This window comes from Parviterribacter kavangonensis, from assembly GCF_056863335.1.
This window is the reverse complement of record NZ_JBXPJA010000002.1, coordinates 447,980-461,513: the sequence shown is the minus strand read 5'-3', so window position 1 is coordinate 461,513 and position 13,534 is coordinate 447,980. Positions and strand designations below refer to the sequence as shown.

The window sequence follows — 13,534 nt, the reverse complement described above, 5'->3', positions numbered from 1 at the left end:
CTTCCCGAACGTGGACACGGTGCGACGCCAACTGTACGTTCGGCTCGTGAAGCGCCTGGCTCCGGGTCTCGCCGCGGCGCTCGTGCTCGTCCTCGTCCTCGCCGTGCCCGCCTCGGGCCGGCCGGCGTCCACGGCACGGGACGGCCGCCCGAACATCCTCGTCGTGATGACCGACGACATGGCGGCGGCCGACCTGGCGAAGCTGCCGAACGTCCAGCGCCTGCTCATCCGGCAGGGGACCACGTTCACGAACGCGATCGACTCGTTCCCGCTCTGCTGTCCGGCCCGCGCGACGTTCATCACGGGCCAGTACGCGCACAACCACGGCGTCGGCGGCAACTTCCACCCGTACGGCTGGTACGGCATGCGGGACCGCGGCAACACGCTGCCGCGCTGGCTGCAGCGGGCCGGGTACCGCACCGCGCTCGTCGGCAAGTGGCTGAACGGCTACGGCGCGCGCGACGCCCACGGCGAGGTGCCGGTCGGGTTCGACGACTGGCACGGGCTGCTCGACGTCTCGGCGTACGACTACTTCAACTACGTCATGAACTCGAACGGCGAGCTGCGCACGTGGGGCGACGCGGACTTCGCGCGCAAGCTCGTGCAGTTCGCCGAGATCGAGGTGACGCCGCGCGCCAACCCCGGCGCGGCCGACGTGTTCGACGAGCTCGCGCGCGTGTTCGGGCCGGCGCCGTACTCGTACTGGGGGACGTCGGAGACCGAGGACTACTCGCCCGACGTGACCGGCGCGATCACGAAGCAGCTCGTCGCGGCGGGCGCGGGGTCGAAGCAGCCGTTCTTCATCTGGTGGGCGCCCGCCGCGTCGCATCGCGAGGACGTCGCCAACGCGCTCATGGGACGGCCGGGCCCGGACCCGCGGCCGGCGCCGCGCTTCGCGGAGCGCGTGGCCTCGCTGAAGCTGCCGCGCCCGGCGAGCTTCGACGAGGCCGACCTGTCCGACAAGCCGACCGACGTGCGCGAGGCGCTGCCGCGGCTGACCGACAGGCAGGTCGCGCAGCTCGAGCTCGACTACCGCGGGCGGATCGGGTCGCTGCTCGCGGTCGACGAGCACGTCGGCGAGCTCGTCTCGCTCCTGCGCAGCACGAAGCAGCTCGACAACACGCTCATCGTGTTCCTCTCCGACAACGGTTGGATGCAGGGCGAGCACCGCGTGCCGGGCGACAAGTTCCTGCCGTACGAGGAGTCCGTGAAGGTGCCGTTCGTGCTGCGCGGACCCGGCGTGCCGGCCGGCCGCGTCGTGCGCCGGCAGGTGGCGAACATCGACTTCGCGCCGACGCTCGTCGACGCCGCGAAGGCTCGCGCCGGGCGGCGGATGGACGGCATCTCGCTGCTCGGTGCGGCGCGCAGGCCGCGCAGCCTGCCGCGGCGGGCGATCGAGCTCGAAGCGCTCGCGCGGCTCTTCGTCGGGGACTTCCCGCTGATCTTCAACGGGTGGGACAAGCCGTACCGCGGCGTGCGCACCGACCGCTGGACGTACGTGCGCTACACGGAGACCGGCGAGGAGGAGCTCTACGACCGCCGCGCCGATCCGCGCCAGCTGCGCAACCTCGCGCAGGTCCGCGCGCACGCGAGGACCAAGCAGCGGCTGCGCGCGCGGATGACGACCCTCGACCGCTGCAAGGGAGCCTCGTGCACCGTCGCGCCGTAGCCGTTCCGTTCGCCGTCGCCTTCGCCGTCGCCGCCGTCGCCGCCGCCTTCGCGCCGCCGTCCGAAGCCGAGGTCGCCGTGCGCGGCATCCACGACGCCCGCTACTGCGAGGTGCTCGAGCTGCGCGGCGCGCCGCCGAAGGCGACGGTCACGGTGTGGAACAGCATCGCGTTCAACCGCTGCCCGGCCGCCCGCTGGCAGGACCTCGATGCGTCGGCGCTGGCGAAGGAACGAGGAGCGGCCGCCGTGATCCTCAACGGCCCGCGGCACTTCCTCATGGACGTCGCGAGCGACCGCCGCGCCGGCGCGACGCACAGCTTCGGCGGGATCAAGATGTCGCGCGTCGCGACGATCCCGATCCGCTCGGCCGGCGAGCTCGAGCAGACGCCGTACGCGGACCGCACCATCGCGCGCACGAACACGTGGCGCTGGAACGCCGGCCGGACCGTGTTCGAGCTCGTCGCCCCCGGCGGCGACACGTACGTCATGCAGAGCTACGCGCAGATCGCCGACCCGGCGCTGACGCTCGCCAAGCTGCCGCGGCTGGCGTCGCGGATCGAGCTGCCCGACGGCTGGAGGTACCGGTCGCGGACGCTGCGCTCGCCGCTGTCGCTCGTCGCGCGCGGCAGCGCGACGATCCTTCAGGACGAGCTGCAGAACACGTACCAGCTGGCGACCACGACGAAGCCGAAGGGGCGCGCGCGGCGGCGGGCGGTGAAGCTCGGCGCGAAGACGAAGATGGTCACGCCGGCGCCGCGGCCGGGGGTGATCGAGGACCGTGGGACGGTCACGTCGACGCCGTTCGGCGACGGGCGGATCACGCTGCGCGGCGCGTTCACCGCGGGCCGGTTCGACGCGACGTTCCGGCTGACGTTCGCGCGCGGCTCGGTCGTCGGCCGCGCGTCGCTGCCGTTCACGATCAGCGGCAACGAGATCGACTTCCGCGGCACCGGGCGGCTGACCGGCGGCACCGGCGCGTTCCGCGGCATCACGGGCAGGGCGCTGCAGATCCACGACCACAACACGCTCGACGGCCAGAACGGCGTCGTCGAGGTGACCGGCTTCGTGACCTACTGAGGCTCGGGCAGCGTCCCCACGTCGACGCGGCAGCCCGCGCCGCGGCACGTGCTCAGCGTCTTGAGCTTCGCCGCGAGGATCGCCTTGATCTCCGCGTAGGCGGGGTCGGCGTGGCGGCTGTCGAGCTCCCACGGGTCGAGCTTCAGGTCGTAGAGCTGCTCGATCCCGTCCTCTTCGAGGTCGTAGCGGTAGCGCTGCGTGCGAATGGAGTGGTACGGCGGCGCGCCGCGCGGGTTCTCGAAGGCCTCGAGCAGCACGCCGCGGCCCGCCAGCGATGCGGGCCTGCGCGCGGAGCGGACGAGCGACACGCCGTCCTGCGGCAGCTTCGCCTTCGCGCCGGCGATCTGCGCGATGGTCGGCGCGAGGTCGACGTTGGCGACGACGCCGTCCACGGTGCGGGCGCGCGGGAAGTCCGGCCCGGCGGCGAGCAGCGGCACGCGGGACGAGCCCTCGTACGGGAAGAACTTCACGCCGGAGACGCGGTTGTCGCTCGTGAGCGGATCGCGCAGCCGGTGCTCGCCGAGCATCCAGCCGTTGTCCGACGTGAAGACGATGTCGGTGTCGTCCCACACGCCGCTGCGCTTCAGCTGCCCGGCGATGCGCTCCACCAGGTCGTCGACGCCGAGCAGCGCGCCCATCCGGCCGCGGTAGTGCTCCTCGAGCGTGGCGACGTCGTTCGCCGGCATCGGCCACTGGAAGGCGGTCGCAAGCAGCGGCGGCTTGTCCGAGACATCGGCCTCGTCGAAGTTCGGGTACCGCGGCATCGTCGCGGTGGCGAAGCGGTCGGCGTAGCGCGGCGGCGGCAGCGCGGGCGAGCCCTCCGACCGCGCGTTCGCCGCGACCGACACCGTGTGCGGCGCGTTCGGCGCGACGTTCAGGAAGAACGGCTTGCCCGCCTTCACCGCGCGCTTGATGGCGTCCTCGGCGAGGCTCGCGTAGACGTCGGTCGAGTAGTTCGCGGACGTGCGCGCGTACGTCTTCAGCCGGCCGTTGTGGTTGATCGTGAAGCCGTAGTAGTCGTACGTCGACGGGTCGACGCCGCCGAGCCAGTCGGTCCAGCCGCGCGGGACCTCGCGCGGGTTGCGCTCGCCCGTCTCGTTGAGGTACTTGCCGATGTGGATCGTGCGGTACCCGGCGCGCTGCAGCCACCGCGGCAGCACCTCGGCCTGCCTGAGCTTGTAGTAGCCGCCGGTCGGCGCGAAGTTCCACTTCACGCCGTGGTTGTGGGCGTACTGGCCCGTGTAGTACGTCGCGCGCGACGGGCAGCAGAGCGGGAAGCTCACGATCGCGTTGGTGAACGTCGTGCCGCGCGCGCCGACCAGGCGCCGGGTCTTCGGCATGACGGGCATCGAGCGGAAGTCCTGGTCGTCGGTCATCACGACGACGACGTTGTGGCGCGTGGCCGCGTGTGCGGCCGGGACGGCCACGAGGGGGAGCGAGGTCAGCGCCGCGATGACCAGCCCGGTTGCCCGCGTCATGCCCGTCCTCCTCCTTTAACGCCGAAGGCCCCGGCTCTCCCGGGGCCCTTCGGGCCGTCGGCGATGGCGCGTCACCGTCACCGTCGGCGGGTCTTGCGGAGGGGCGTTCCCCTCACGTCGGCCGAGTCTTGCAGCCGTCACGAGGTGCGTCAACAGGGGATCTTCCTTCCCCACGCATGACGAAGGCCCCGCTCGACGGAGCGGGGCCTTCGCTTGAGACGGACTGCGTGATGCTGCCGGGGACTACTTGTAGGCGCGGCCCTGCTTCGTGCCGGTGGTCGTCGCGGTCGAGGGCTTCTTGCCCTTGGTCTTGACGGGAGTCGTCGTCGTGCTCGTGCTGATCGACTGCGGAGCGACCGAGGCGATCCACTCGCGCAGCGTCGTGTCGGCGACGCGGCCGTAGATGCCGGGGTAGCCGGGCTCGGCGCAGCCGTTGCCGTAGCTCGTGTCGCCGACGAGGCGGAAGCCGCCGCTGGGCGCGGGGACGAGCAGCGGGCCGCCCGAGTCGCCCTGGCAGGTGTCGACGCCGCCCTGCGGGTAGCCGGCGCCCAGCTGGGTGTCGGACTCGAAGCCGCCGAAGAGCTGGTCGACGCCGGGGACGAGGTACGGGTACGCCTCGGCGGCGTAGCTGTCCTCGACGATCGGGACCTGGGCCTCCTGCAGCACGGCCGGCTGGTCTCCGTCGGCCTCGGTCACGCCGAAGCCGGCGATCGTCGCGAGGGTGCCCGGCGCCCAGAGGCCGCGCTCGGCGGCGTTGGCGATCTTGACCGGCGTCTTCTGCGACGGCGTGTCGAGCTCGATGACGGCGACGTCGTGGCTGACCGAGCCGATGCCGAGGTAGCCGGGGTTGACGTACACGTTCTTGGCGACGTGCTCCTCACCGTCCGACTCGCCGTTGTAGCTGGCGTCGATGTACGAGGTGGGCGTCTTGTAGGCGCCGATCGTCAGCTCGATGAGCTGGCCAGGCTGGCCGATCGGGATGCTGGTGACCAGCGTCGGAGCGCTGATCGACGAGCAGTGACCGGCGGTGACGACGTGCGTCGGATCGACGAGCGTCCCGGTGCACTGGAAGGAGCGGTCGATGGTGATGTGAGCGACGTACGGGTACTCGCCCGGCGAAGCGTCCTTGCCACCCACAACGGCTTGGGCGGGCGCGGCGACCCCGGCGGCGAGCGCACACGTCGCGAGAAGCGTGCGAGCGAACATGGTTCCTCCAACGCACGCGATCCGCGGAACTGGCGGTCGCCGCCGGCGGACCCCATGATCGTCGCCCATGTACAAGCTCTACGCGCTGTGGACCCACCCGAACGACGTCGAGGCGTTCGAGAAGCACTACACGGAGGTCCACGCGCCGCTCGCCGCGGCGATCCCCGGCCTCCGCCGCCTCGTCCTGACGCGGACGAGCGACGCACTCGGAGACGACCCGTCGCCCTTTCACCGCATCGCCGAGCTGTGGTTCGACTCCCACGCGGACCTGGAAGCCGCCGAGTCGTCGCCGGAGCTCGCGGCGGCCGCCGAGGACGCCGCCGGCATGCAGGAGCGCTTCGGCGTGAAGCTCCTCAGCCCCGCGGGCGGCCACGTCGACCAGCCGCTCGGCCCCTACGTGCCGGCGACCGCGCGCGGGTAGAGATCGAGGGCATGCACCTCGGCGCCGTGATCGCCGTCTCCGACCTCGACCGCGCCCGCGCGTTCTACGAGGGCCGGCTCGGATTGAGCGGGCGCGAGACCCCCGGCGGCTGGATCCTCGAAGCCGGCGGAGGCACGGTGGCCTACCTCCTCCCGGGCATCCCGGAGGCCGGCTCGGCGACCTGGCCCGTCGCCAGCTTCCGTGTCGACGACGCGCGCGCAACCGCCCGGACGCTGCGGGACCGTGGCGTCCCGTTCCTCGGCCCCGGCGACCTGCCGTTCACGCTCGACGACGACGGCATCTCCGCCGACGCGCCGGGCCTCCTCGTCGCCTGGATGCGCGATCCCGACGGCTCCGTGCTCACGATCTTCTCGAGCAGCGAGCGCGCCTGAGCTGATCGCCGGTCAACCTCGGGGGCGGCGTGCCGATGACAGGGATCCGTCCCGCGTCGAGCAGCCCCGGAGGTTGTCGTGCACCTGCCGCACCCCGTCCGAGGTTTGTTCGTCGTGCCCCTGTTGGCCTTGACGCTGCTCGTCGCCGCGGCCGATGCGCGGGCGGACACGTCGTTCGTGCAGGCGTGGGGGTCGGGCGTCGCGACGGGCGCACCGGTGTTCGAGCACTGCACGACGAGCTGCCGGGCGGCCGTGCAGGTCGTCGGCGGCGACGGTCCGGTGCAGTATCCCGAGGACGCCGCGGTCGACGGGTCGGGCAACGTGCTCGTCGTCGACTCGGGGAACCAGCGGGTCGTCGTCTACACCGCCGACGGGGACTTCGTCCGCGCATTCGGCACCGGGAGCCTGACCTACCCGTGGGGCATCGCGGTGGCGCCGTCGGGCAACGTGCTCGTCGCCGACTTCTACGGCGACCGCGTCGCGGTCTTCGGCTCGGCCGGCACCTACCTCTCCTCGTTCGGCACGACCGGCAGCGGCGCCGGGCAGCTCGACCACCCGCGGGAACTGGCGCTCGACGCCTCGGGGAACGTCTTCGTCGTCGACTCCGTCAACAACCGGATCGCCGAGTTCAGCGCCGCCGGCGCCTTCGTGCGGAACTTCGGCAGCGCGGGCAGCGCGGCCGGGCAGCTGAACAACCCGCAGGGCATCGCCGTCTCGCCGGTCTCGGGCAACGTGATCGTGGGCGACACCGACAACAACCGGGTGAACGTCTACAGCGCGACCGGCGGGTTCGTGCGGTCGTTCGGGTCGGTCGGCGCCGCTCCCGGCCAAGTCAACCGCCCGGCCAGCGTGGCCGTCGACGCGGCGGGCCGGATCGTGCTCTCCGACGCGTTCAACGGGCGCCTCGACGTGTTCACGGAGACGGGCACGTTCGTGCGGGCGGTCGGAAGCGCCGGTTCCGGCGCCGGTCAGATCTCCTCGTACGCGGGCGTCGGCCTCGACGGGCAGGGACGGGCGTTCGCCGCCGACGTCTACGGCCACCGCGTCAGCGTGTTCCGCTACCTCTTCCCGACGACCAGCCCCGCCCCGGCGGCAGCCGCGTTCGGCGACGTGACGACGGGGACCACGGGCTCGTCGACGCTGACCATCACGAACGGCGGGGACGGTGCGCTGTCGTTCTCGGCGTTCGCGATCACGGGCGCTGACAGCGGCGCGTTCTCGCGGACGGGCGGCACCTGCGACACGTCGGCACCGGTCGCGCCGGGCGCGACCTGCACGGTGACGATCGCGTTCTCCCCGGCGACGCGTGGCGCGAAGTCGGCGACGCTGACGATGACCGACACCACGCTGGCGGGCACGAGCACGGTGGCGCTGAGCGGGACGGGCCGGGGTCCCGTCGCGTCGTTCGGGGTCGGGTCGGTGTCGTTCGGCGGGTTCGCGCCGGGGGCGAGCAGCCCGCTGCGCACGATCACGCTGACGAACCCGGGCGAGACGCCGCTCTCGATCTCCTCGATCGCCGTCGGCGGCGCCGACGCCGGCCAGTTCAGCCGGGCCGCCGGCGCCGACGGGGGCACGTGCAGCACCTCCACGCCGGTCGCCTCGGGCGCGTCGTGCACGATCGGCATGAGGTTCTCGCCGACGGTGAACGGGACCAAGAACGCCACGCTGACGATCCTCAGCAACGCCCCCGCGGGCCCCGTCACGCTTCCGCTCTCCGGCGTCGGCGACACGCCGACGCTGGCGTTCTCGGAGACGGCGCTCGCGTTCGGCGAGCAGCCCGTGCAGTCGACCTACGGCGTGAAGATCGTGAACGTCGTGAACACCAGCAACGCCGAGCTCGTCATCTCGTCTGTCGCGCTGACCGGTGCCGACGCCGAGCACTTCTGGACCTCGCTGAACGTCTTCACGGGCTGCGCACCGGGCAAGGCCGTCGCGCCGGGCGAGTACTGCACGGTCACCGTGATCTTCACCCCGAGGTGGAGCGGAGCGAAGACGGCCGCGCTCACCATCGGCAGCAACGCGTCGCCGTCGGTGTCGACGCTGGCGATGACGGGGACCGGCGCCGAGACGGCGACGGTGGCCGCGAACGACCCCGCCTCGCTCCCGGCCGGTGACGGCACGCTGCCGGTGGGCTTCGGAACCGAGCCCGCGCCGGAGACCGGCGCGCCGGAGACGGCCATCCGCCCCGCGCTCGCGTTCAAGGGAAGCCCTTCCACGAAGGCCGGCAAGCGCATCACGGTCGACCCGGCGATCGCCGTGGCCTGCCCGGACGGCCCGAGACGCTGCACCGCGACGCTGACCGCCACCGCTCGCATCGGCGGCAAGAAGGCGACCGTCGGGCGCAGCACGTCCAAGACGGCGGCGGGCCGGGCGGCGCGCCTGACCTTCACGCTTACGAGCGCGGGCGACCGCGCGCTCCGCAGGGCGGGCAAGCTCAAGGTGACCATCGCCGTGACCACCGCCAACGGCGGCGCGGCGACGAAGGCCTCGAAGACGATCACGATCAAGGCGCCGACGAAGAACCGACGCTGAGAACGCGAAAGGCCCGCGGAGGCGGGCCTTTCGGTCGTCGGCGATGGCGGTTGGCCGTCACCGTCGATGAGTAGCGGGGGCCCGCTTCGTCTCTGGTGGTGACGACACGAGAGTCCGAGCGGTCAACAGCTGGGGCCCCTGAAAGGCGTAGGCGGTCAGTCCAGTGTTGTCCACGACGACGACGCGCTCGGCGCCGAGCGCCTCGCGAGCGCGCAGGGCGGCGAGGGCCGTGTTCCCGAAGATGCAGAACCCGCGTCCGAGGTCGCGCTCGGCGTGGTGGCCCGGAGGCCCCACGAGCGCGTACGCGTTGTCGACGTCGCCGCGCATGACCGCCTCGGTCGCGACCATCGCGCCGCCGGCCGCCAGCGCCGCGACCTCATAGCCGTTGGCGCCGAAGGGGGCGAGCTCCCCGCCGTCCCCGCCGCTCGCGGCGCTCAGGTCCTTGATCCGCTGGACGTAGTCGGGCGTGTGGAGCCGCAGGATCTCGTCGTCGTGGCGGGGCGCGCCTGGAGCTGCGTGCAGCGGTCGAGCAGCCTTGCACCTGCACGCTACGCCTCCGCTGGTCCGGTAGACAGGACCAGTCGTGACACCGGAGAGCGATCGTGCCGGTCGACGGCGACGGCCTGCGCGTCGACGCGCTCGCGCAGGCCGACGCTGGCCCTGCGCGACTTCATCACGCGGGGGGAGCTGGACCGCCACCTGCGCCGATCGCGCGCCGCGTACGCGCGCCGTCGCGCCGCTCTCGCCGACGCCCTGGCGCTGAGGCTGCCGTCCGCCCGCCTCGCGGATGCGCCCGCCGCCGGGCTCTTCCTGCTCGCGGCGCTCCCCGACGACGTCGACGACGCGGCGCTGGCCGCCCGCGCCGCCGACGCCGGCGTCGCCGTCGAGCCCCTAAGCGCGAGACGCTCAGCACTGGAGGTCCCGACAAGCGCGGCGGCCGGCGAGCCGCGCGCCGCCCCGGCACCCCCTGAAGATCCGGATGTGACCTCGCTCGACGCCGCGCCAGAAGACGTCCTGGACGGCGGGCGGCTCGCCGCGCTGGACGCCGCGTGCGACACGCTCCTGCCGGCCATCGCCACCACGGAGGAGGGCGCCGTCGGCGACCTCCTGCGGCGCGGCGCCCGGGACCGCGGCATCCCGGCCGTGATCGCCCCGCTCGTCGCGGGGCTCGCGCCGCACACCCGCGACGCGCTCCTCGCGCTGCTCGACGCGCTCGGCGCCGACGGGTTCGCCGCCGCGCCGTTCGACGTGCGGACCGCGCGACTGCACGAGCTGGCCGGCGCGCTCCCCGACGGCCGCCTGGCGCTCAGGCAGCTGAAGGTCATGGTGTTCGGCACGCTCGTCGCGGCGGTCGACGAGCACGACCGCAACCCCGTCTGGGAGGCGATCGGCTACCCCGGCCCGCTCACGCCGCCGCCGTCGCCCGAGGAGGCGCCGAAAACCATCCCGCTCGAGCGGGTGAGCGGCGACCGCGCGGTCCTCGAGACCGACGTGTGCGTCGTCGGCTCGGGCGCGGGGGGCTCGGTCATCGCCGCGCGCCTAGCGCAGGCCGGGCGCTCGGTCCTCGTCCTCGAGCGCGGCGGGTACCGCAACGAGGCCGACTTCCGCCAGACGGAGGCGTCGGCCGCCGACCTCTACCTGCGCGGCGGGATCATGTGGTCGCGTCACGGGGAGATGGGGCTGCTCGCCGGCGCGACCCTCGGCGGCGGGACCGTCGTGAACTCGATGGTGTGCCTGCGCACGCCCGGCGACGTGCGCGAGATGTGGGCGGGCATGGGGCTCGAGGGCGTCGGCGGCCCCGCGTTCGACATCGCGACCGACCGGGTCTGGCAGCGGCTGAACGTCAACACCGAGGCGACGCGGTACAACGCGAACACTGAGCGCATGGTGGAGGCGCTCTCGGCGCTCGGCCTCGCGCACGAGCGCATCGCGCGCAACGCGTCGCTCGACGACGATCCGCGCTTCTGCGGCTACTGCAACAACGCGTGCCAGCAGGGCTGCAAGCAGTCGACGCTCAAGACGTACCTCGAGGACGCCGCGCAGGCCGGCGCGCGGTTCCTCGTGGACTGCCGCGTCGAGCGCCTGCTGACCGAGGGCGGCCGTGTCACCGGGGCCGAGGCGGTCGTGGAGGACCCGGCCGGGGGCAGCACCCGCGTGGAGATCCGCGCGCCGACGGTCGTCGTCGCGGCCGGCGGCATCGAGTCGCCCGCGCTGCTGCTGCGCTCGGGCATCGGCGGGCCGGCGGTCGGCCACCATCTGCAGCTGCACCCGGCGTGGATCGTCAACGGCGTCTACGACGAGCCCGTCGAGGCATGGAGCGGGCAGATCCAGTCCGCGGTGTCGTTCGACTTGACCCACTGCGAGGGCGACGCCGGCTTCCTCGTGGAGAGCCTGACGCTCAGCCCCGCGCTGTGGAGCGGGGCGATGCCGTTCACCGACGGCGCGAGCCATCGCGTGGAGATGCTCAAGCTGCCCTTCATGGCGACGTGGCACGGCGTCTCGCACGACCACGGCACGGGGCGCATCGCGCTCGGCCCGGACGGCGAGGCGGTGGTGCACTGGTCGCTCGCCGACCCGGTCGACCTGCGCGTCGCGGCGCGCGCGCACGTCGAGATCGCCCGCATGCACCACGTCGCCGGCGCGCGGGAGATCTCGACGTTCCACTTCACGCCGCGCCGCTGGCGCGCGGGCGAGGACTTCGACGCGTACCTGGACGAGCTGCAGGGTGTCCCGGCGGAGGACTACACGGCGTACACCGCCCATCAGATGAGCTCGTGCCGCATGGGCGCCGACCCGGCGACGTCGGTCGCGGACGGCCGCGGCGAGCTGCACGACGTCCGCGGCGTGTGGATCGGGGACGCCTCCGCGCTGCCGACGGCACCGGGCGTCAACCCGATGATCACCCTCATGGCGCTCGCAGAGCTCACGGCCGAGCGCATAGTCGCGTCCGGCTGACGCGCCGGCCGCTGGGGCCGGGCCTGCGGCGAATTGCCCTCGCCGCGTCCGAAGCGTAGGTTCGCCGAGGGATCCAGCACCGCCCGAACGAGGAAAGGAGTCATCTCCATGTCGAGCGTTGGCTGAACTCGCCGAAGCGTGAGGAGGTGTTCGGGCCGATGGGCATCACCGTTCGGACCTTCCGGGACCCGGGTGGGTCCAACAGGACCGCTCTCATCGCCGAGATCCCCGACATGGAGGCCTTCCAAGCCGATGAGGAGCGACGCCGCCGCGGACGCCATGAAGCAGCGTGCCTACACGCCATTGAGTGGTCCGAGAGGAAAAGGGGTGGGGGACCTGCGTAAGCCCTCCAAGTAGCCCTCGTGTTGCCACCTGCGTTGCCACCCTGGATGCCACGGCGAGGGTCGTGACCCCCGGAACGCGAAAGGCCCGCGGAGGCGGGCCTTTCGGTCCTCGGCGATGGCGGTAAGCCGTCACCGTCGGGGGATAGCGGGGGCGGGATTCGAACCCGCGACCTTCGGGTTATGAGCCCGACGAGCTACCAGACTGCTCCACCCCGCGGCGTGGACGCACAAGTCTAGCACTAGAGTCGTGGGCCGTCTTGGCCGTTCGTGCCTTCCTCGCCGCCCTCGCCGCGCTCGCTCTCGCCCTCTCCGGGTGCGGCGACGACGGCTCGTCGGGCAGCTCCTCGAAGGAGCCTCCGAAGCGGGCCGTCCTCGCCCTTGACTTCATCGCGAACGCCGTCCATGCGCCCATCTACGCGGCCGTCCGGGAGGGCTACGACCGCAAGCGCGGCGTGGCGCTGCACATCGAGACGCCGGGGAGCGGGCCCGACGGGCTGAAGCTGCTCGCGGCCGGCAAGGTCGACGTCGCCGTGCTCGACATCCACGACCTCGGCATCGCGCGCGAGAAGGGCGCCGACGTGGTCGGCGTGGCGGCGCTCGTGCAGCGGCCGCTCGCGGCGATCCTCGCGCGCAAGGGGATCGACCGGCCGCGCGACCTGGAGGGCAAGCGGATCGGCGTCTCCGGCCTCCCCTCCGATCCTGCCGTCCTCGATGCGGTGATGCGCGACGACGGCGGCGACCTGACGAAGGCCAAGCAGATCACGATCGGCTTCAACGCCGTGCCGAACATGGTGCAGGGCCGCATCGACGCGGTGCCCGCGTTCTGGAACGCCGAGGGCGTCGCGCTGAAGGAGCGCGGCACCGCCGTCAACGAGTTCCGCGTCGACGACTTCGGCGCGCCGCGCTACCCCGAGGTCGTGCTCATCACGACCCGCAAGGAGCTGCGCGAGAAGCCCGACGTCGTCGAGGGCGTCGTCAAGTCGATCGGCGACGGCATCGCGTCGGTGCAGAAGGACCCGGAGCCCGCCGTCGAGGACATCGCGGGCGCCAGCGACGCCGACCCGGAGCTCGTCCGTGCGCAGCTCAAGGCGGTCTCGTCGTCGTTCTCGCCGCCGCTCGAGCTCGACAGGAAGGTCCTCGAGCAGTGGGCCGGCTGGGACGCGAAGTTCGGGATCCTCAAGTCTCGCCCGGACGTCCGCGAGGCGTTCGACTTCGACGTCGCCGGCTGACCTCGCCTCTAGACCGTGTCGCGCGAGCCGACGTGACCCGGCTCGTGGGGCTGCTCGGGCGGGCCGCCGCGGCGCTCCCGGCGGGAGACCGCGCGCAACGCCATGAAGATGCCGACCGCGATCACGAGGGCGATGAGGACGCCGAGCAAGATCAGGCCGATGCCGGTGCCTTCGTCCGGCGGCTCCTGGGTGCCTCGCTGGGCGAGGATCGTCGTGAGGGTCGCGAGCACGG

General features: G+C 72.7%; 11 protein-coding genes and 1 tRNA gene. 7 read left to right on the top strand and 5 right to left on the bottom strand.

Annotated elements, in window-relative coordinates:
• The first annotated feature begins 46 nt into the window (after positions 1 to 46).
• Both AC1UE4_RS18045 and AC1UE4_RS18040 read left to right on the top strand, forming a co-directional pair.
• A complete protein-coding gene (locus AC1UE4_RS18045; RefSeq protein WP_482918693.1) occupies positions 47 to 1,669 on the top strand; it encodes a sulfatase family protein in 1,623 nt (540 codons plus the stop codon).
• Complete coding sequence (locus tag AC1UE4_RS18040; RefSeq protein ID WP_482918692.1) at positions 1,651 to 2,745, top strand: hypothetical protein; 1,095 nt, start codon at positions 1,651 to 1,653, stop codon at positions 2,743 to 2,745. The genes AC1UE4_RS18045 and AC1UE4_RS18040 overlap by 19 nt, the downstream gene beginning before the upstream one ends.
• On the opposite strand, the gene AC1UE4_RS18035 is transcribed toward AC1UE4_RS18040, so the two are convergent.
• Both AC1UE4_RS18035 and AC1UE4_RS18030 read right to left on the bottom strand, forming a co-directional pair.
• Entirely contained in the window at positions 2,739 to 4,223 is a 1,485-nt protein-coding gene (locus AC1UE4_RS18035; RefSeq protein ID WP_482918691.1) for a sulfatase family protein, read from the bottom strand. The genes AC1UE4_RS18040 and AC1UE4_RS18035 overlap by 7 nt on opposite strands.
• A gap of 243 nt (positions 4,224 to 4,466) precedes the next feature.
• Positions 4,467 to 5,429, bottom strand: a complete 963-nt coding sequence (locus AC1UE4_RS18030) for a S1 family peptidase (protein ID WP_482918690.1) — start codon at positions 5,427 to 5,429, stop codon at positions 4,467 to 4,469.
• 67 nt (positions 5,430 to 5,496) lie between these two features.
• Here AC1UE4_RS18030 and AC1UE4_RS18025 point away from each other — a divergent pair, with 67 nt between their 5' ends.
• From AC1UE4_RS18025 to AC1UE4_RS18015, 3 genes are all read left to right on the top strand, one after another.
• Positions 5,497 to 5,850 carry an EthD family reductase gene (locus AC1UE4_RS18025; protein ID WP_482918689.1) on the top strand — a complete coding sequence of 118 codons (354 nt, stop codon included), beginning with the start codon at positions 5,497 to 5,499 and terminating at the stop codon, positions 5,848 to 5,850.
• A gap of 11 nt (positions 5,851 to 5,861) precedes the next feature.
• Positions 5,862 to 6,242, top strand: a complete 381-nt coding sequence (locus AC1UE4_RS18020; RefSeq protein WP_482918688.1) for a VOC family protein — start codon at positions 5,862 to 5,864, stop codon at positions 6,240 to 6,242.
• 114 nt (positions 6,243 to 6,356) lie between these two features.
• Positions 6,357 to 8,774 carry a choice-of-anchor D domain-containing protein gene (locus AC1UE4_RS18015; protein WP_482918687.1) on the top strand — a complete coding sequence of 806 codons (2,418 nt, stop codon included), beginning with the start codon at positions 6,357 to 6,359 and terminating at the stop codon, positions 8,772 to 8,774.
• 57 nt (positions 8,775 to 8,831) lie between these two features.
• On the opposite strand, the gene AC1UE4_RS18010 is transcribed toward AC1UE4_RS18015, so the two are convergent.
• Positions 8,832 to 9,221 (bottom strand): arginase family protein, encoded by a 390-nt coding sequence (locus AC1UE4_RS18010; RefSeq protein ID WP_482919046.1) that lies wholly within the window; start codon positions 9,219 to 9,221, stop codon positions 8,832 to 8,834.
• Between the two features lie 21 nt (positions 9,222 to 9,242).
• Here AC1UE4_RS18010 and AC1UE4_RS18005 point away from each other — a divergent pair, with 21 nt between their 5' ends.
• Positions 9,243 to 11,729: an FAD-dependent oxidoreductase gene (locus AC1UE4_RS18005; protein ID WP_482918686.1), complete on the top strand. Its 2,487-nt coding sequence runs from the start codon at positions 9,243 to 9,245 to the stop codon at positions 11,727 to 11,729.
• A gap of 487 nt (positions 11,730 to 12,216) precedes the next feature.
• Here the strand turns inward: AC1UE4_RS18005 and AC1UE4_RS18000 are convergent.
• Positions 12,217 to 12,290: transfer RNA gene (locus AC1UE4_RS18000), tRNA-Met, on the bottom strand.
• Between the two features lie 40 nt (positions 12,291 to 12,330).
• Between AC1UE4_RS18000 and AC1UE4_RS17995 the strand changes: the two genes are divergently transcribed.
• Positions 12,331 to 13,302: an ABC transporter substrate-binding protein gene (locus AC1UE4_RS17995; RefSeq protein ID WP_482918685.1), complete on the top strand. Its 972-nt coding sequence runs from the start codon at positions 12,331 to 12,333 to the stop codon at positions 13,300 to 13,302.
• 8 nt (positions 13,303 to 13,310) lie between these two features.
• On the opposite strand, the gene AC1UE4_RS17990 is transcribed toward AC1UE4_RS17995, so the two are convergent.
• Positions 13,311 to 13,532: a hypothetical protein gene (locus AC1UE4_RS17990; RefSeq protein ID WP_482918684.1), complete on the bottom strand. Its 222-nt coding sequence runs from the start codon at positions 13,530 to 13,532 to the stop codon at positions 13,311 to 13,313.
• Positions 13,533 to 13,534: the final 2 nt, after the last annotated feature.

What these genes read in the sequence shown, in the direction of transcription:
- AC1UE4_RS18030 (WP_482918690.1), bottom strand. Translation starts at nt 5,429, where the DNA reads ATGTTCGCTCGCACGCTTCTCGCGACGTGTGCGCTCGCCGCCGGGGTC.
- AC1UE4_RS18020 (WP_482918688.1), top strand. Translation starts at nt 5,862, where the DNA reads ATGCACCTCGGCGCCGTGATCGCCGTCTCCGACCTCGACCGCGCCCGC.
- AC1UE4_RS18025 (WP_482918689.1), top strand. Translation starts at nt 5,497, where the DNA reads ATGTACAAGCTCTACGCGCTGTGGACCCACCCGAACGACGTCGAGGCG.
- AC1UE4_RS18035 (WP_482918691.1), bottom strand. Translation starts at nt 4,223, where the DNA reads ATGACGCGGGCAACCGGGCTGGTCATCGCGGCGCTGACCTCGCTCCCC.